The following is a 17,340-nucleotide window of genomic DNA, read 5'->3' on the forward strand; positions in this document are numbered from 1 at the left end:
GCCGCGAGTTACGCGGTTTTACCGCACAACTAAGCCTCGCAAACTCGCCAACCGAGCATCCTCTCGGCTACGCCGCCCCGTATCGGGCATGCCGCCCAATAACTTGCGAAGCTTTTGAATACAATAGGAGCAGCGCTAATCGTCCAGATAGGTCCGATTGAACTTGGCGAGCAGCTCGCCGAAGCGGGTTCGCTCGTCCTCGGACCAGTCCTTCAGCAGCTCGTCGATTCGCTCGGTGCGCTGCTGGCGCGTCTCCTCCAGCATGCGGCGTCCTTCGTCCGTGAGCTGGTAAAAGTAGGCCCTGCCGTCTTCCGGATCGGGCATTTTGTAGACGTAGCCTTTTTGCTCGAGCGCGGACGTCTGCCTGCTGACGGTGGAGATGTCGAGGCGGAATTCCTCCGCGAGCGCCTTGACGCCGGCGGAGCCGTGCGATTCGATCTGGCCGAGCAGCAAATAGGCGGAACGATCGAGCGTTCCGAACTTACGGCTGGTCGAGATCGAAGTGAGACGGCGAATCAGAAGGGCGATCTCTAGCTCGATGCTGGTATTCGTTTCGTGACTCACGGATCTCACCACCTTGCTGCTTTTCTGTTCCTCATCGTACCATAAGCCGCGCGCATTTCAAGCTCGAGCCGTGGCATAGGGATTGACTTTTCGCAAAGTAGTTGTATAATACACTTAAATGTTTAGTTTTGCAATACAACTAAATGGAGGGGCTTCGCATGCTAGCTCAAGACATTATGATCAAGCAAGTGTACAAGGTCAAAGAGAGCGACACCGTACGCCGCGTGATCGAAAGGTTCATCGAGCACGGGATCAGCGGGCTGCCCGTCGTCAACGATCGCAACGAGATCGTCGGCTATGTCAGCGACGGCGACGTCATGCGGTACATCGGCAAGCACGAGGACCGGTACGTCGACTTTTTTTACGCATCCATCCTGATCCAAGGGGATAACGAGCAGTTCGAAGAACGCGCTCGCAGGCTGCTGGACCTGAACGTCATGTCCATCGCCAAGACCAAGGTGGTCAAGGCCATGTGGGACGACGAGGTCGAGAATATCGCGGCCATGCTGGGCAAAAAACAGATCAAAAAGGTGCCGGTGGAACGGGACGGCGTGCTGGTCGGCATCATCAGCCGCGGCAACGTCGTTCGCCATGCGTTCGAGAACTTGCTGTAAGACGAATCGCCGCACTGTTCACACTTCATATCTAAAGGAGCTATCGCCTCATGTCATCCACATCAAAAGCTGCCCCTGCCGCGTCCCCGTTGGCGCCGGAGGGAAGCTTGCTCAAGCAGCCGCGCGCCGTATGGGCGGTCGGCTTCGCCTGCGTTATCGCGTTCATGGGCATCGGTCTCGTCGACCCGATCCTGCCCGCCATCGCCAAACAACTGGAAGCTTCGCCGAGCGAGGTTTCGTTGCTGTTCACCAGCTATAATGCCGTCATGGCCGTCATGATGCTCATCACCGGCGTCATTCAATCCCGTCTCGGCATGAAAGGGACGCTGTTGGCCGGTATCGTCATTATCGCGATATTCGCCGCTTTGGGCGGCGCTTCCAACGGAATCTGGGCGCTGATCGGTTTGCGCGGCGGCTGGGGTCTCGGCAACTCGCTGTTCGTCGCGACCTCGTTGACCGCCATCGTCACGCTGTCGACGGGCAGCGTCGCCCGGGCGATCATTCTGTACGAAGCGGCCATCGGCCTCGGCATCTCGGTCGGGCCGCTCATCGGCGGCGAGCTCGGATCGATCTCCTGGCGGGGCCCGTTCTTCGGAGTCGCCGTGCTCATGGTCGTCGCCTTCGTCTCGCTTGCGCTTACGATGCCTAAGGCGAAGAAGCCTGCGGCTGCGGCTGGTCGTCCCAAGGCGTCCCTAGCCGATCCGTTTCGCGCGCTGAAGCATCGCTCGCTGCTCGTGTTCGGCCTGGGCGCATGTCTCTACAACTTCGGCTTCTTCACCTTGCTGGCCTATGCGCCGCTCGTGCTGGATCACTACTTCGGCTATGACGCGCACGGTCTCGGTTATATCTTCCTCGGCTGGGGCGTCCTGCTTGCCGTTACTTCGGTATTCATGGCACCGGTGCTCCAGCGCAAGTTCGGCACGCTCAAGTCGATGTACGCCATGCTGACGCTGTTCGGCCTCGTGCTGTTCGCGATGGGCATCTGGACGACGACCGAGTGGGTCGTCGTAGGCGCGATCGTGTTCGCCGGCGCGCTGCTGGGCAACAACAACACGCTCATCACGACGGCGGTCATGAACGCCGCGCCCGTCGAACGTCCGACGGCTTCCGCCGCGTACAGCTTCCTGCGCTTCATCGGCGGCGCGATCGCGCCTTACTTCGCCGGCAAGCTCGCCGAATGGTACGACCCGCACGTGCCGTTCGTCGTCGGAGGCGCCTTCGTGCTGGCAGCCGTCGTCGTCATCATGCTGAACCAACGCCACTTGCAGCACGTCGACAGAGCCGGCGCGCACTGACCCGTCGTCGATCTCGGCCGTTTCCCCGCTATTCGGGAAACGGCCGTTTTTTGCTTCCGTGCAACCTTTCGTGTAGGGGGCTCGTCTTGGGGAATGTGCGGATTTGCATAACTTGCCTTTATCGCCGCCGCGAATGGAGCAGCATAGCGTTAAGGCAACGCAACCTAGAGAGGAGCATCACTCATGAATCTTAAAAAGAAATCCGTTATCGTTCTGACCGCCGCCGGCATTCTCGGCGCTGCCGCGGTCGCCGGCGCTTCAGGCCTTACGCAGAAGGTCAGCGGCCTCCTGCGCGCCGACATTCACGTATCCGTCAACGGAGCCGCGTACGGCTCTATCCAGCCGGTCTACATCGACGGCAAAGCCTACGTGCCGCTGCGCGATACCGCAGGCGCTCTGGGCTACGAGCTTACCTGGAATCAACAAGCCAAGCAGTTCGACTTGACGCCGAAGAAGGAGGAGCAGGCGCCCGTGGACTACATCCTGAATACCGGCGTAGTGACGGACGCGCAGACGGCTGACGGCCTGACGAGCTTGAGCGTCATGGGCAAAGGCTCCGCGGGTACCTTCGACTGGATCATCGCCAAGGTTGACAAGGACACGGTCATCGTGGACGAGTCCGGCGCCGCCAAGACGGCCGCCGACATCAAGGCGGGCTCGCGCGTCGCGGTCCAATACGGTCCGATGGTCGCCTTGAGCTTCCCGGGCCAATCGCATGCGGCCAAGGTCACGCTGCTCGGCGAACGGTCGATCAAGGAAGATAAAGTCGGCGCCGTGAACAAGACGGACAGCGGCTGGCAGATTCAGCTCGGCTCGGGTACGGGCGATGCCGCCGTCTCTAATCTGGTGCTGAACGTCGGCGCCGACACGTTGATCGTGACTTCGATGGGCGAGCCGGTCAAGGCCGAGGATATCAAGGTCGGCGACAAGGTGCGGGCATACTACGGCCCGGCGACGACGCGCAGCATTCCGCCGCAAAGCGCAGCGGACACGATCGTCGTGCTGCCGGCGGACGCGAATTAATTTCAGCGGAATAGGTTAAGCGGAACGGTCCCGACGGGGGCCGTTCTTTTTTCGGGCGAGTGTTTACGGCAGTCGAATATCCTGTCGGGGCAAGCGGATGTGAGGCCGCGCCGATCTTGCTATAATCGAGCTACAAGGCAATTATCATGGATGATCGGAAAGAAGCTATGCGACCATGCGAAGATTAAGCGAAAATCACCAGGCAGGCGCAAAACTGTCGGACGTCAAGCTGTCCCGGGTTCTCATGTTGTTCAGGCCGTACGTCGGCCAGTTGACGTTTATCCTGCTGCTCTCACTTGCGGCGACCCTGGCTGGGCTGGCGGCTCCGCTCGCGACTAAAGAGCTCGTCGACCAAGCGATTCCGCAAAAGGACGCGGGACTTCTGCTGTTATTCGCAGGTCTCATGGCCGCGAGTCCGCTGGCCAAGGGCGTCTTGAACGTCTGGCAGACCCACCTGAACAATAAAGTCGGCCAGAGCGTCATGCGGGATCTGAACGATCGGCTCTTCCGCAACTTGCAGCGGCAGTCGATGTCGTTTTTCACGAGGTCGCGGACGGGCGAGATCGTCCAGCGCATCTCGGGCGACGTGCAGGCCGTACAGGGCGCCATCACGGGCACGATCGTCACGGCGATCACGCAGGCCGTCACGCTAGTCGCGACCGTCGTCATCCTGCTTCGGCTCGATTGGCGGCTCGCGCTCGTGTCGATGGTCGTTATTCCGGTGCTGTTGCTGCCTGCCAGAAGAATCGGGGCATTGCGCAAGTCGCTCCGGCTGCGCGTCCAAACGCTGCGAGGCGAGATGTCCTCCCATCTCTCGGAAACGTTCGGCGTATCGGGCGCGCTGCTGACCCGCATCTACGGCCGGGAAGAGGCGCAGGTCCGCAAGTTCGGCGAGATGAACGACACGGTGAAAAGCATGGAACTGCGGCTCGGCCTCATCGGCCGATGGTACGGGATGGCGGCGGGCGTGTCCAATCCGGTGGCGACGGCGATCGTCTATTTGTACGGCGGCTGGCTCGTGATCCATGGCGGCTTGTCCATCGGCTCGGTCATCGCGTTCGCCGCGTTGACCGGTCGCATGTACGAGCCGGTGTCCGGCCTGCTCGGCATGCATCTCGACTTGTCCGCCGCGATGGGGATTTTCCAGCGCATCTTCGAATATCTCGATCTGAAACCGGAGGTCGCGGACGAGCCGGATGCCCAGCCGCTTCAGCGGGGAAGCGGACTGGTGTCGTTCGAAGGCGTATCGTTCGCGTACGCGTCGGGCGGAGCGGCCGTGCTGAAGGAGATCGACCTGACCGCGCGGCCGGGGCAATTGCTTGCATTGGTAGGGCCGAGCGGCGCGGGCAAGACGACGCTGGCTGGCCTCGTCGGCCGGCTGTACGATCCGACGCGGGGGACCGTGCGTATCGACGGGCGGGACGTTCGCGGCGTGACGCTAGCGTCGCTGCGCGAGCAGATCGGTTACGTGACGCAGGAGCCCTTTTTATTTTACGGCACGATCGCAGACAATCTTCGGTTCGCCAAAGAAGACGCTACGATTGAGGAAATGGAGTCTGCCTGCCGGCAGGCCTATATTCACGACGTGATCGCGGGACTGCCGCAAGGCTACGACACGAAGGTGGGGGAGCGGGGCCACCGGCTCTCGGGCGGCGAACGTCAACGCATCGCGATCGCGCGGGCGATTCTGAAAAATCCGCGCATTCTCGTGCTGGACGAGGCGACCTCGCATTTGGACTCCAGATCGGAGGCGTACGTGCAGGAGGCGCTCGACAGCCTGATGGCCGGCCGCACGACGATCGCCATCGCGCATCGCCTGTCCACCGTCCGCGCCGCCGATACCATCGCGGTGATGGACCGCGGCCGCATCGTCGAGCTGGGCACGCACGAGGAACTGCTGGAGCGGGATGGTCTCTATGCCAAGCTGTATCGCACGCAGTTCGCGGAGACGCCGGCGGGGGCTGCGGAGTAAGTAGGTTAAAGGGGAGGAGCGGGAGTGAAGCGGGAATGGGGTGCGGGCGAGATAGCCGGGTACGAGGTTGGCGGGGCTGAAATAGCCGGAAAAATCGGCTAACGGAGCCGGAAACGAGGTTAGTGGGGACGAGATAGCCGAAAAAATCGGCTATCTCGTCTCTCCTCTTCAGACGACAGGCGGCTCCATGCCTATGTCGGCCCATTCCTCTCGCGAGGGTCCGTAAAGACCCGGTACTTGCAAGCCCGCCTGGCGCATCAGCACGGTCATCTGCCCCCGGTGGTGCACCTCGTGCTGGATGACGACGCGCAGCGTCAGGCCGTTCGGCCACTGCTCGCCGTACATGTCGTTCATCTCCGTCAGATTGGCGTCCGTCCACTGCCCGCGCACGGCCTCGGCGACCTCGCCCGCGGTCCGCGCATAGGCGGCCGCGATCTCCGCGGCCGACGCCGGCACGACATGCTCGTCGCCAGGCGCCGGCAGCGTAAGGCCAGTGCGCACCAGCATCTCGTACGGACTGTAGGTCAAGTGCCAGGCAAGCCGGCCCAGCGTCCGGAAGCCTTCGCCCACGCTTTGGGACAACGACTCGTCGGTCAACGCCTCCAGCAGCCGGCGCGTGCCGGCGGATACGCTTTCCCACTCCTGATTGAAGCTTTCGATACTCGTAAACATAACCATCATCCTCCCTGGGATCAACGGCTGCCGCCTGTCCGTGAAGACGGTCGCGCTGTACGTTGCTCGTCCAGCATATCACCTTGCTGCTGACAACAGCGTGTCAGCGGCAGGATAGAGCCGCAGCACTTCCTCGGCGCGTTCGCGAACGGCGGCGGCCAATTCCGGAGGCGATACGACGTAAGCGCTCGTGCCGAATCCCAGCAGCCACAAGTGCAGCCAAGGCTCGTCGGGTTGCGCCGCGCGCACGAGCAGGGAGCCGTCCGGCAGATCCTCCATGACCTGCATGCCGTCGATCGATCCGAAGTAATCCTCCGCCCGCGTCCGCGCGGCCGGCGCGAACCGAACGACGATTTCCTTAACGTTGGCGCACGTCTCGTTCGACATGCTGCTCCATGTGAGCGGCCGCGACTCCGGCTCCTCCCGGCGCTCGAACGTCTCGTCCGTCCGCGTCAGTTCCCTTACGCGCGACAGCCGAAACAACCGGAAGTCCTCCCGAATCAGACAATACCCGTACACATACCAGACCAGTCCCTTTAGCACCAAACGAACCGGCTCGCAGCGGCGCTCCGAGCGCTCGCCGGACATATCCGTGTAGGCGAAGCGTACGATGTGGCGGTCTCTGATCGCCTCCCGGAGCAGAGCGACCTTCGCCTTGTCCTGCGTGCCGCCGCCCCAAGGGTTAATATCGATGACCATCTGCTCCGACGCGTCCGTCAGACGGTCATGCTCCGTCCCGGACAGCATCGCGCCGACTTTGTCCAGCAGCCTGCCGATCTCCCTTTCTTCCAGCGTCGGCCGGATGCCCTTCAACGCGATGACCATCGCCTGCAGCTCCTCGAGCGTGAGGAACTGTCGCTCCAGCCGGTAACGCTCCATGATCTCGTAGCCGCCGCCTTCGCCCGCGTACGAGACGATGGGAATGCCCGCTTGGCAGAGCGTCTCCATATCGCGGTAGACGGTCCGAAGCGACACTTCGAATCGGTCGGCCAGCTCCTTGGCGCCGATTCGCCGCCTGCCCAGCATCAGCATCGTGATGGCCAGCAATCGGTCCAGCTTCATGCGGTAATCTCTCCTTTGCGCTTGCCTCGGCGCGCCGCCTTGGCTTGCCCGGCTTCCTGGGTCTGCCCGAGCTCTTGCATCCAGCTTCGATCCGAATCCCGATCCGGTACGCCTGCCGGTTCCCCGTCTGCGCCCGTGCCCGTGCAGCCTTCCGCCGCCGGACCGCCTTCTATGCCGCCCGACATACCGCCTTCGACCCGGCCCGCTGGACCGCCTGCGTACTCGCCCGCCGAACCGTCGGCGGCTTCCCGCGCGCCCGCCAGCTCCTCCATAAACAACGCGAGCGGCCGGCTTACATACGCATCCCTGCGCACGACGAAGTACGTCCGGATCCGGTTGTACGGCTCCGGCAGCGGGTGAACGCGCAACGCGCCCTCCGCGGCCGCTTTGGAGACGACGCTAAGAGGGAGCAGCGAGATGCCGAGGCCTGCGGATACGCCGCCGACGATCGCTTCCAGCGTGCCGAATTCCATGATCCGAGGCTGCGACCAGGCGCGATCCCTGGTCCAGCGTTCCAGCACGGACCGGTAGTAGCAGCCGTCCGTGAACACGAGCATAGGCGCGCCGGCCAGCGTGTCCGTCTCGATATGCTCCGCCGCGGACACCAGGACGATCTCCTCGTCGAACGCGGGCACGGCATTGATCTCGTCCTCCGGCCAAGGTCCCGCCAGAAATCCGCCGTCCGCTTCATACCGCAGCACTTTTTCCAGCACGGCGGACGAATGTCCCGTCGAGAGCGACAGCTCGACATCCGGGTACTGGCGATGATAACCGGCGAGCAGCGTCGGCAGCCGCACGGCCGCGCAGCTTTGCGTGGAGGCGATCGCGAGCGGTCCGAGCGGTCCTTCCAGCGACGATACGGCCTTGGCCGCCTCGTCCAGCAGGCCGACGATCCGTCCGGCATAATCCAGCAGCAGCTTGCCGTCGGCAGTCAGCGTCATGCCCCGGTTGTGGCGGTGGAACAAAGGCTTGCCCAGATCGGTCTCCAGCTGGCGGATGCGCGCGGTCACGTTCGATTGCACATAACCGAGCTTGGCCGCGGCGGCCGTCACCGTCCCTTCAAGCGCCACTGCCCGAAATACGCGCAAGTCCCCGCTCTCCATTACGGACATCCTCCTTTTAGCTATCACTATAGGTGATGGCGACCATGATTTATTTCTATTTTATTTGAACGCGAGCGACGATTACAATCATTTTTATCAAACGAATTCGCGAAGGAGAGAATACCCGATGAATCCCAGAGCTTACGCTTCGCTGATACTCGTTACCACTTTAACCATGGGGCTCGCGTTCCCGGTCGGCCGGATCGGTCTCGATTACGCGCCGCCTTTTCTGCTGATGGGCATTCGATTCGTGGCCGCCGGTCTGATCATGGCGGCATTCGCCGCGCGTCGGCTCAAACCGAAGGGCATCTCTTCCTGGCTGCGCATCGCGCTGATCGGCACGCTGAACTCCGCGGGCGTCATGGGATGCAGCTATTACAGCATGCGGTGGATCACGTCCGGCGAATCGGCGATCCTCATTTTCGTGAATCCGCTGCTCGTCATCTTGTTCGGCGCGCTGTTCATGAAGGCCAGATACAGAGTCCTTCAATGGGCTGGCGTAGCGCTCGGTTTCGCCGGCGTCTTCTGCACGATGGGCGCGCATCTGTCGATGAACCCGGGCACGCTCATCTCGCTGCTCGGCGCCTGTTGCTTCACGGCCGCGTCGCTGCTCATCAAACGATGGGGGCAGGAGATCGATACCTGGGTGCTGACCGGCTACCAGATGTTGTTCGGCGGCATCGTGCTGGGCCTGTTGAGCGCACTATTCGAACATCCGCATATCGAACTCGGAGGCGGATTTTACTTCTCCCTCGTCTGGCTCGTGCTCGTCAATTCGATCTTGCAGTTTTCCGGTTGGTCCTATTTGCTGCAGCGGGGCGACCCGGCAAAAACCAACGCGTTCCTGTTCCTGGCGCCGTTCTTCGGCGTCATCGGCGGGGCGGTGCTGCTCGGCGAGCCGCTCCATGCATACGTGGCCGCGGGAGGCGCGATGATCTGCGCCGGCATCTTCCTCGTCAACTGGCGCGGGGCGGCGCCCAGGCGCGTCGCTACTGCCGAGCGGGCTTAAGGCCCGTCGCGCGCCGGCACTTGCAACGGTATGATATAATAGTGGGACTACGATTACGATTACCGGAGGTTGGTTGAAGTGCTGGATCGTCTGCAGGCACTGGCGGACCGATACGAGAAGCTGAGCGAATTACTGTGCGACCCGGACGTGATGAACGATTCGGCCCGGCTGCGCGCGTATGCGAAGGAACAATCGGACCTGCAAGAGCCCTTTCAGGCTTACATGGAATATAAGCAAGTGTCGGAGCAACTGAGCGACGCCAAGGCGATGCTCGAAGAGAAGCTGGACGACGAGATGAAGGCCATGGTCAAAATGGAGATCGAGGAGCTCGCCGCCCGCAAAGAGGAACTGGAGGAGCTGGTGCGCGTCCTGCTGCTGCCGAAGGATCCGAACGACGACAAGAACGTCATCGTCGAGATCCGGGGCGCGGCCGGCGGCGAAGAGGCGAACCTGTTCGCCGCGGAGCTGTACCGGATGTACGCCAAGTACGCCGACAGCCAGGGCTGGCGCACGGAGCTGCTCGAAGCGAGCGTGAGCGACCTCGGCGGCTTCAAGGAAGTCATTTTCACCATCAACGGACAAGGCGCTTATAGCAAGATGAAGTTCGAGAGCGGCGCCCACCGCGTGCAGCGCGTGCCCGAGACCGAGTCCGGCGGCCGGATTCATACGTCGACCTCGACCGTCGTCGTCATGCCGGAGGCCGAAGAGCTGGATATCGAGATTTTGGACAAAGACATCCGGGTGGATACGTTCTGTTCGAGCGGCGCGGGCGGCCAGTCGGTCAATACGACCAAGTCCGCCGTGCGCGTGACGCACATCCCGACCGGCATTATCGCCACCTGTCAGGACGGCAAGTCCCAGAACGACAACAAGGCGAAGGCGCTTCAGGTGCTTCGCACCCGGATCATGGATATCAAGATCCAGGAGGAGACGGCCAAGTACGCGGGCGAGCGCCGCGAGAAGGTCGGCACCGGCGACCGCAGCGAGCGCATCCGCACGTACAACTTCCCGCAGAGCCGCGTCACCGATCACCGCATCGGCCTGACGCTGCACAAGCTCGACGCCGTGCTGAACGGCGAGATGAACGATATCGTGCAGGCGTTGTCGATCGCGGAGCAGGCGGAGCTCTTGGAAAAGGAAGGCATGGCTCAACGCTGATAAAATACAAAAAACTTGCGCAGCAGCAGTTGCGCAAGTTTTTTTATTTAGGGCTCGAATCGTTGAGCAGACGTTCTATCCTAGACGTCGTGTCACTTTCGGGCGAGGGCATGTTGACGATTACCGTCAGATGCGGCGCGTTCGACACGGTGAAGGCGGCTTGCTCGAAGACGAGCAGTCCCGCGGACGGATGATAGTTGCGCTTCGTGCCTTCCGGCCCGTTCAGCACGTCATGCGTCGGCCACCATTCCCGGAACTCGGCGCTAACGCGATTCAGGTCCTCGATCATCGCCAACCACCAGGGATCTCCGGCGAATCTGGCGTAGCCCGCCCTGAACTGGGCAAGCCGGTGACGCGCATGCGGCTCCCATCCTTCACGAAGCAGCTCGCGAACGTAGGGCGAGGTGAACGTCCGCCATACGGTGTTGCTTTCCCGCTGCGGCATCGCCCCGTAATCTCCGTAAATAAGGCAGGCTGGCCGATTCCAGGCGACGACGTCCATCCGCTGATCGGTCGCGATAGCCGGACAGGGCGCTTGCAGCTCGAGAAACCGCCACAGCGTTCGCGGCACGGCCTCGTCAGCCGGCTGCGGGTCGGCCGGCAGCTGCCTCAACGCCAGCAAGTACAAATGCCTCCGCTCGGTCGCGTCGAGCCGCAGGGCTGCGGCAATGCTGTCCAGCACCTGAGCGGACGCCTGGATGTCGCGCGCCTGCTCCAGCCACGTATACCAATCCGCGCTCACGCCGGCCAGCAGCGCCACTTCCTCGCGCCGCAGACCGGGCGTGCGCCGCCTGCCTCCGCCAGGCAATCCGACCTGCTCGGGGGAGAGCCGGGCTCGCCGCGTCTTCAGGAACAGCGCGAGCTCGCGCTGCCGCTGGTCGTTTGCAGGTTCCATGATCGGCTTCACTTCCTTTTTCGTGAGGCGCATTTATCCGGGGAGCGTCGCTCCCGGGATAAACCCTCCGCTTACGCATGCGTCAGCACCATTATAAACTGACCGGGATGCGGATGGCGACCGAAGCCGTCCGGAAAACGGGAGGGAACAAAAAAATGGAAACTGTCGCTCGAACGAGCGTATGGCGACAAACCAAGCGAGGCAGGGCCGCGCTGCTGCTCGGCCTGTCGCTCGGCTACTTTATGGTATTGATGGATACGACGGCGCTCGGCGTGGCGCTGCCCGCGATCCGGGCCGATCTTGGCGGAGGTTTGTCAGGCTTGCAGTGGGTGGTCAACGCGTACACGATCGTTTTTGCGGGGCTGCTCCTGTCCATGGGCGCGCTGGCCGATCGGCTCGGCGCGAAGCGCGTTTACTCGGCCGGGCTGGCCGTCTTTCTCGCGGCATCGGCGCTTTGCGCCGCTTCGCCTTCGCTGGGCGCGCTCGTCGGATTTCGCGCCGTACTGGGCGTCGGCGGGGCGGCCTTGCTGCCCGCTTCGCTCGCGCTGCTGGCGAAGTCTTATCCGGAGCCGGCCGCAAGGGCGAGGGCGCTCGGCATCTGGGCGGCGACGACGGGGGCCGCGATGGCCATCGGCCCCGTCGCGGGCGGCTTGCTCGCGGACGGCTTGGGCTGGCGGAGCATCTTCCTGATCAACGTGCCTCTCGCCGCCGTCAGTCTGATCTTGGTGGGGCGGATAGCGGGAGCCGATGCCGGCCGCGTTCGGCGCGGCCTTGATCCTGCCGGGCAAGCGACGTGCATCGCGGCGATCGCTTCGCTCGCCTATGCGCTCACCGAAGGGCAGACGCGCGGATGGACGTCGCCCGTCGTGCTAGGCGCCTTGGGCTTGTTCGCGCTCGCGTCTGCGGGCTTTGCGGCAGCGGAATGGAAAGGCAAGACGCCGCTGCTGCCGCTTCGTCTGCTTGCCGTGCCGACCGTGTCGGCCGGCATGCTGTCCGGGCTGCTCGTGAATGTCGGCTTGTCGGGCGTGCTGTTCGCGTTGCCGCTTTATTTTCAGCAGGCACGGGGTTACGAGGCCCATGCGGCGGGTCTGGCGCTGCTGCCGATGACGATCCCTCTCGCGTTCAATCCGATATTAACGGGGAGGATCGTCGGCCGCGTCGGCGCGAGACTGCCCATGACCGCGGGCTTCGCGCTGTGCGCGACGGGCATACTGACCCTGGCGGGGGCGACGGGAGAGACCGGCTACGTCGGTCATTTGATCGGCTTGCTGCTCGTCGGCTTCGGCACCTCCCTCGCCATTCCGTCCCTTATGGCCGCCGTGATGGCCGCTTCGCCGCCCGAGTGGACCGGATCGGCCTCCGGCGCGCTGAACGCGTCGCGTCAACTCGGCGCCACGCTCGGCGTCGTGCTGATGGGCGCATTTCTCGGGCATGCCGGTTCGACGGAAGCCGGCGTCCGGCAAGGATTCATTGCCCTCGGATTCGTCCTGGCTGCGGGCGCGATCCTGGCGTGGTCGAAGATCGGCCGGGAGCGGCGGGGCTAGACTAGCCCCGTTGCGAGGGCAGCTTGGCGCCGGTGCATGGATTGCGGTCAAAAGTGCCGCTATAGCAGGCAAAAAGTCCGAATACGCGCAAATAACGGTAAAAAGCTCCGCTATCGCGAGCAAAAAGCCCGCTCCCAAGCAAATAGCGGTCAATAGTTCCGCTATCGCGCCCAAAAAAGCTGTTCCCAAGCAAATAGCGGTCAAAAGTGCCGCTATCGCGCCCAAAAGGCTTCTCCCGAGCAAATAGCGGTCAAAAATGCCGCTATCGCGCCCATAAAGGCTACTCCCGATAAAATAGCGGTCAAAAATGCCGCTATCGCGCCCATAAAGGCTGCTCCCGAGTAAATAGCGGTCAAATGTGCCGCTATCGTGCCGAAAAAGTATGCGCCCGAGCAATTAGCGGTCAAAAGTGCCGCTATCTCGCCCAAAAAGTCTGCTCTCGTGTTAATAGCAGTCAAAAATGCCGCTATCGCGCCCCATTATGTAGCCTCCTCGTATAAATGAAGCCGCTTGTGGTACCATGGCGGTATATCCAAGTCCGGAACGCGAAGTCTATTCGGCAAAGGGAGGACGGCATGGAGCAAGGACGAACGTACGGCGAAGTGTGGAAGGCCGGTGCTCGGCGGTTGGCGGAGGCCGGCATCGATGACGCGGAGGCCGAAGCGGGGGCCGAGTTACTGATCTTGCACGTACTCGGGATCGGCAAGGCCGAGATGCTGCGGGATTTGCGGGAGCCCTTCCCGGAGGCGAAGCGGCAAGCGTGGGAGACGATGCTGGCGCGGAGGGCGGCAGGAGAGCCGGCGCAATACGTGACCGGCGAGCAGTATTTTTACGGTAGGCGATTCGCCGTGACCCCTGCGGTGCTGATCCCGAGGCCGGAGACGGAGCTGCTGGCCGAAGCGGTGCTTGAAGAGGCGGCGAGGCTCGTCGCGGCGCGCAAGGCAAGGCTAAGCGAGGAGCTGGCAGAGGCGGCAGGCGTCGACGGAACGGGCGAGAGCGCCAACGGGATGGCAGCCTCGGACGATGCACCGAAGATGGAGCTGCGCGTGCTGGACGTCGGAACCGGCAGCGGCGCGCTCGCGGTTACGCTGAAGCTGGAGCAGCCGGGCTGGCAGGTGACCGCCAGCGATCTGTCGCGGGAAGCGCTCGAAGTGGCGGCGGGCAACGCGTCCGCGCTCGGCGCGAGCGTCCGCTTCGTGCAGGGCGACCTGCTGGCGCCGTTTCTGGCAGGGGGCGCGCTCGCTGGAGAGCGGATCGATATTCTCGTTTCCAATCCGCCATATATCCCTTCGTCGGACCTGCCTGGTCTGCAGGCGGAAGTGCGCGAGCACGAGCCGCATCTTGCGCTGGACGGAGGACCGGACGGGCTTGCGCCTTACCGCCGCATGGCGGAGCAGTTGAGCGGGCTGGCCGAGTTGCCTGCGATGGTCGCCTGGGAGGTCGGCATTCATCAGGCGGAGCAGGCGGCTGCGCTTCTCCGCGAGGCGGCCGCTTGGGACGAGATCCGCGTCGTACGCGATTATGCCGGCATCGACCGCCACGTGCTCGCGCTTCGTTTCTAAAATCGAAAATTATAGATTGCTAGGTTTACAGATTCGAGGGAAGGACATAATGAGGACTAAGCCGTTCCGGAACGCATCGGCCGCACCGACGGGTGCGCACAAGGAGCGAGAACGATGCGTGGTCTTCGTCATTATGGTCCTTTTCTTTTTCTTCTTCTTATCGGTCTGTCGGGTTTTTCCACGTTGGCAGTGAACCGCGCCTCGGCGGATGCCGAAGGCGACGATACGATACCGAACCAGGCGATCCGTATCCGGATCATCGCCAATTCGGACAGCGATCGCGATCAGGCGATCAAACGTGAGGTGCGCGACGATGTCTCCGCATTAATCGAATCTTGGGGCGAGATGCCTGGTACGATTGAAGAAGCGCGCGCGCTCATCCGTTCGCGGCTGGCGGACGTCGAGGCGGTTGCGAACAAGTCGCTGAAGGGCTCGAAGGCCGGCTACGGCGAAAAAACGGAGCTTGCGGTCGTGGACTTTCCGGCGAAAACGTTCGAGGGCAAGAAGTATCCGGCGGGTCAGTACGAGGCGCTTCGGATTACGCTCGGCAAGGGCGGCGGCGCCAACTGGTGGTGCGTGCTGTTCCCGCCGCTGTGCCTGGCCGCGTCGGTCAAGGCGGACGATCAAGCCGCGTCCGACGCGAAGCAGACTGCCAAGCAGACTGCAGCGGCGCAAAAGGACGATCAAGGAAGCGCTGCTAAGATTAAAAAAGCGTCCGCGAACGCGGCGCAAGAGGACGGCGTCATCGCTGCGGCCGTGCCGGCCGAGAAGCCGAAGGCCGAGTTCTTCCTGCTCGTCCTGCTCGAGAAGCTGTTCAGCTTCATCGGATCGTTGTTCTCCTGAACGCTGTGATATAATCGTCCTAACTTGAACGAACGAGAGGGACGGACATGCATACGAAGACGAGATATTGGACGCCGGCGGACGGGGATGCCGGCTTGAACGAAGCCGCCGCGGCGCTTGCCGCAGGCGGCGTCGTGGCGTTTCCGACCGAGACGGTGTACGGGCTCGGTGCGGATGCGCGCAGCGAAGCCGCCGCGGAGCGGATCTTCGCGGCCAAGGGAAGGCCATCGGACAATCCGCTGATCGTGCATCTGGCGGATGCGGCGGACGTGGACGCGCTGGCCGTCGAGGTGTCGCCGCTGGAGCGGACGCTCATGGCCGCCTTCTGGCCGGGGCCGCTTACGTTGGTGCTGCCCGTGCGCCCGGGGGCGGTGGCCGCCCGCGTCACGGCGGGCCTCGACACGGTCGCCGTGCGCGTGCCGGCGCACGAAACCGCGCGGCTGCTCATCGCGGCCGCCGGCTGCCCGGTCGCGGCGCCCAGCGCGAACCGCTCGGGCCGGCCGAGCCCGACGCTCGCGAGCCACGTGCGCGACGACCTCGACGGGCGCATCGACGGCTTGCTTGACGGCGGCCCGACCGGCGTCGGCGTGGAGTCGACCGTCGTCCGCGTGCTCGGCGGCGACGTGCACATCCTGCGGCCGGGCGGCGTGACGGCCGAGCAGCTGCGCGCGGCGGCGGGCGGAGCGGCTCGCATCGTAGTGTCGGGCACGAGCGAGGCTGCTGCCGCAGTCGCGGGCGAAGGCCATGCCGGCGGCTCCGCCGGCGCCGCGAGCGCGATCGAAGTCGCCGGAGCGGATCCGGCGGCAGTGGGTGCCGCGGGCGCGCCGCGCTCGCCCGGCGTGAAGTACGCCCATTACGCCCCGCAGGGCGAAATGGCGATCGCTTCCGGCGCGCCGGAGGCCGTGCGCGCTGCCGTGCAAGCCGCCGTCGACGACGCGCGGCGGCGCGGCGAGCCTGCCGGCGTGCTGTGCTGCGACGAACACGCTGGATCTTACAGCGCGGACGCCGTCATCGCGCTGGGCCCGCGCGCGGCGCCGGCGGCAGCCGCGCAGGCGCTGTATGCGGCGCTGCGCGAATGCGACGCGCGGGGCCTGCGTTTCATCGCGGCCGAAGCCTTCCCGGAGGAAGGCATCGGGGCCGCGCTCATGAACCGCATGCGCAAGGCGGCCGGCGGCCGCGCGCTGCCGGTCTGATCGGCGCCGACTAGCGGCGCCGAGAAGGCATTTAGGCTCGCCGACGGGCGCGAGCCTGGCTTCTCTCCTCGCGGCTTCGCTTGCTCGCCTATTCCCGTACCGGACTCATCGTTTCGACATTGCACCTGCTTTCCTTTTAGCGCAATCCAGGTTCGCCTGCCCTTCGTCGGGTCATGTTCGCCTCCTTGTCCGCATATGCTCCCTATATCGGGCTAGCTGGACAAGGGGGCTAAAGCATGGAATGGTCTGCGGCGGCAGGGCATTTGATTACGATCGGCATTATGGCGGTCGCGCTCGGGATGGATGCCTTCTCGCTCGGCATCGGGATCGGGCTGAAGGGCGTCCGGAAGCTGGACGTGCTCAAGCTGAGCGCTTTGATCGCTTTGTTCCACGTTCTGATGCCGCTCGGGGGCATGCTGACCGGACATTATGTGAGCGGACTATTGGGCGGCGTCGCCACGTCGGCGGCGGGCGCGCTTCTGCTGCTCCTAGGCGGGCATATGGTGTATAGCGCGCTTCGCGGGGAGGCGGTCTCGTCGTTCAGCCACCGAACGTTTTGGGGCATGCTCGTTTTCGCGCTCAGCGTGAGCATCGACGCTTTTTCGGTCGGCGTCTCGCTGGGGATGTTCTCGGCGCATATGATGTTCACGGTGCTCCTGTTCGGGTTCGTGGGCGGGGCCATGAGCGTATTGGGGCTGCTGCTCGGGACGCGGGTGAGCCAGTCGCTCGGGGGGTACGGAGAAGCGTTCGGCGGGGTCATTTTGTTTGCATTCGGCCTGCTGTTTTTGATATAACTAGTTCACTATAAGATGACGAGGCAATGGTCCGTCC

General features: G+C 63.5%; 15 protein-coding genes and 1 pseudogene. 11 read left to right on the forward strand and 5 right to left on the reverse strand.

Annotated elements, in window-relative coordinates; genetic code table 11:
- Positions 1-135: 135 nt before the first annotated feature.
- Positions 136-564 carry a MarR family winged helix-turn-helix transcriptional regulator gene (locus BM235_RS20680; RefSeq protein WP_090116138.1) on the reverse strand — a complete coding sequence of 143 codons (429 nt, stop codon included), beginning with the start codon at positions 562-564 and terminating at the stop codon, positions 136-138.
- Positions 565-722: 158 nt separating this feature from the next.
- Here BM235_RS20680 and BM235_RS20685 point away from each other — a divergent pair, with 158 nt between their 5' ends.
- The 4 genes from BM235_RS20685 (at position 723) to BM235_RS20700 (ending at position 5,468) form a co-directional block, all read left to right on the forward strand.
- Complete coding sequence (locus BM235_RS20685; protein ID WP_090116139.1) at positions 723-1,178, forward strand: CBS domain-containing protein; 456 nt, start codon at positions 723-725, stop codon at positions 1,176-1,178.
- Positions 1,179-1,228: 50 nt separating this feature from the next.
- A complete protein-coding gene (locus tag BM235_RS20690; protein WP_090116140.1) occupies positions 1,229-2,473 on the forward strand; it encodes an MFS transporter in 1,245 nt (414 codons plus the stop codon).
- Between the two features lie 183 nt (positions 2,474-2,656).
- Positions 2,657-3,496 carry a stalk domain-containing protein gene (locus tag BM235_RS20695; protein WP_090116141.1) on the forward strand — a complete coding sequence of 280 codons (840 nt, stop codon included), beginning with the start codon at positions 2,657-2,659 and terminating at the stop codon, positions 3,494-3,496.
- 175 nt (positions 3,497-3,671) lie between these two features.
- Positions 3,672-5,468, forward strand: coding sequence for an ABC transporter ATP-binding protein (locus tag BM235_RS20700; protein ID WP_090116142.1), 1,797 nt, complete (start codon positions 3,672-3,674; stop codon positions 5,466-5,468).
- A 168-nt stretch (positions 5,469-5,636) separates the two neighbouring features.
- On the opposite strand, the gene BM235_RS20705 is transcribed toward BM235_RS20700, so the two are convergent.
- The 3 genes and pseudogenes from BM235_RS20705 to BM235_RS20715 form a co-directional block, all read right to left on the reverse strand.
- Entirely contained in the window at positions 5,637-6,140 is a 504-nt protein-coding gene (locus BM235_RS20705; RefSeq protein ID WP_090116143.1) for a DinB family protein, read from the reverse strand.
- A gap of 78 nt (positions 6,141-6,218) precedes the next feature.
- Positions 6,219-7,202 carry a helix-turn-helix transcriptional regulator gene (locus tag BM235_RS20710; RefSeq protein ID WP_090116144.1) on the reverse strand — a complete coding sequence of 328 codons (984 nt, stop codon included), beginning with the start codon at positions 7,200-7,202 and terminating at the stop codon, positions 6,219-6,221.
- A gap of 242 nt (positions 7,203-7,444) precedes the next feature.
- A pseudogene (locus tag BM235_RS20715) lies at positions 7,445-8,305 on the reverse strand (LysR family transcriptional regulator); the annotation flags it as partial.
- A 127-nt stretch (positions 8,306-8,432) separates the two neighbouring features.
- Here BM235_RS20715 and BM235_RS20720 point away from each other — a divergent pair.
- Positions 8,433-9,314: a DMT family transporter gene (locus tag BM235_RS20720; protein WP_090116146.1), complete on the forward strand. Its 882-nt coding sequence runs from the start codon at positions 8,433-8,435 to the stop codon at positions 9,312-9,314.
- A 78-nt stretch (positions 9,315-9,392) separates the two neighbouring features.
- On the forward strand, positions 9,393-10,472 hold the full coding sequence (gene prfA, locus BM235_RS20725) for a peptide chain release factor 1 (RefSeq protein WP_090116147.1): 1,080 nt from the start codon (positions 9,393-9,395) through the stop codon (positions 10,470-10,472).
- A gap of 43 nt (positions 10,473-10,515) precedes the next feature.
- Here the strand turns inward: prfA and BM235_RS20730 are convergent, their stop codons facing one another.
- Entirely contained in the window at positions 10,516-11,367 is an 852-nt protein-coding gene (locus tag BM235_RS20730; protein WP_090116339.1) for a helix-turn-helix transcriptional regulator, read from the reverse strand.
- A 155-nt stretch (positions 11,368-11,522) separates the two neighbouring features.
- Here BM235_RS20730 and BM235_RS20735 point away from each other — a divergent pair, with 155 nt between their 5' ends.
- The 5 genes from BM235_RS20735 to BM235_RS20760 all read left to right on the forward strand — a co-directional run bounded on the left by BM235_RS20735 (position 11,523) and on the right by BM235_RS20760 (position 17,303).
- Positions 11,523-12,911, forward strand: a complete 1,389-nt coding sequence (locus BM235_RS20735) for an MFS transporter (protein ID WP_090116340.1) — start codon at positions 11,523-11,525, stop codon at positions 12,909-12,911.
- Between the two features lie 575 nt (positions 12,912-13,486).
- Positions 13,487-14,473, forward strand: coding sequence for a peptide chain release factor N(5)-glutamine methyltransferase (gene prmC, locus BM235_RS20745; protein ID WP_090116149.1), 987 nt, complete (start codon positions 13,487-13,489; stop codon positions 14,471-14,473).
- 114 nt (positions 14,474-14,587) lie between these two features.
- Positions 14,588-15,316 carry a stage II sporulation protein R gene (gene spoIIR, locus BM235_RS20750; RefSeq protein WP_090116150.1) on the forward strand — a complete coding sequence of 243 codons (729 nt, stop codon included), beginning with the start codon at positions 14,588-14,590 and terminating at the stop codon, positions 15,314-15,316.
- 47 nt (positions 15,317-15,363) lie between these two features.
- Positions 15,364-16,509: an L-threonylcarbamoyladenylate synthase gene (locus tag BM235_RS20755; protein WP_090116151.1), complete on the forward strand. Its 1,146-nt coding sequence runs from the start codon at positions 15,364-15,366 to the stop codon at positions 16,507-16,509.
- 236 nt (positions 16,510-16,745) lie between these two features.
- Entirely contained in the window at positions 16,746-17,303 is a 558-nt protein-coding gene (locus BM235_RS20760) for a manganese efflux pump MntP (RefSeq protein WP_090116152.1), read from the forward strand.
- Positions 17,304-17,340 lie beyond the last annotated feature (37 nt).

The organism is Cohnella sp. OV330 (genome assembly GCF_900112065.1).
Lineage (GTDB): Bacteria > Bacillota > Bacilli > Paenibacillales > Paenibacillaceae > Cohnella.

Bases quoted from the DNA above. Each gene is read 5' to 3' on its own strand.
- BM235_RS20700 (WP_090116142.1), top strand. From the start codon at position 3,672: ATGCGAAGATTAAGCGAAAATCACCAGGCAGGCGCAAAACTGTCGGAC.
- BM235_RS20720 (WP_090116146.1), top strand. From the start codon at position 8,433: ATGAATCCCAGAGCTTACGCTTCGCTGATACTCGTTACCACTTTAACC.
- spoIIR (WP_090116150.1), top strand. From the start codon at position 14,588: ATGCGTGGTCTTCGTCATTATGGTCCTTTTCTTTTTCTTCTTCTTATC.
- BM235_RS20735 (WP_090116340.1), top strand. From the start codon at position 11,523: ATGGAAACTGTCGCTCGAACGAGCGTATGGCGACAAACCAAGCGAGGC.
- BM235_RS20760 (WP_090116152.1), top strand. From the start codon at position 16,746: ATGGAATGGTCTGCGGCGGCAGGGCATTTGATTACGATCGGCATTATG.
- BM235_RS20755 (WP_090116151.1), top strand. From the start codon at position 15,364: ATGCATACGAAGACGAGATATTGGACGCCGGCGGACGGGGATGCCGGC.
- BM235_RS20710 (WP_090116144.1), bottom strand. From the start codon at position 7,202: ATGAAGCTGGACCGATTGCTGGCCATCACGATGCTGATGCTGGGCAGG.
- BM235_RS20685 (WP_090116139.1), top strand. From the start codon at position 723: ATGCTAGCTCAAGACATTATGATCAAGCAAGTGTACAAGGTCAAAGAG.
- BM235_RS20730 (WP_090116339.1), bottom strand. From the start codon at position 11,367: ATGGAACCTGCAAACGACCAGCGGCAGCGCGAGCTCGCGCTGTTCCTG.
- BM235_RS20690 (WP_090116140.1), top strand. From the start codon at position 1,229: ATGTCATCCACATCAAAAGCTGCCCCTGCCGCGTCCCCGTTGGCGCCG.
- BM235_RS20705 (WP_090116143.1), bottom strand. From the start codon at position 6,140: ATGTTTACGAGTATCGAAAGCTTCAATCAGGAGTGGGAAAGCGTATCC.
- BM235_RS20695 (WP_090116141.1), top strand. From the start codon at position 2,657: ATGAATCTTAAAAAGAAATCCGTTATCGTTCTGACCGCCGCCGGCATT.
- prmC (WP_090116149.1), top strand. From the start codon at position 13,487: ATGGAGCAAGGACGAACGTACGGCGAAGTGTGGAAGGCCGGTGCTCGG.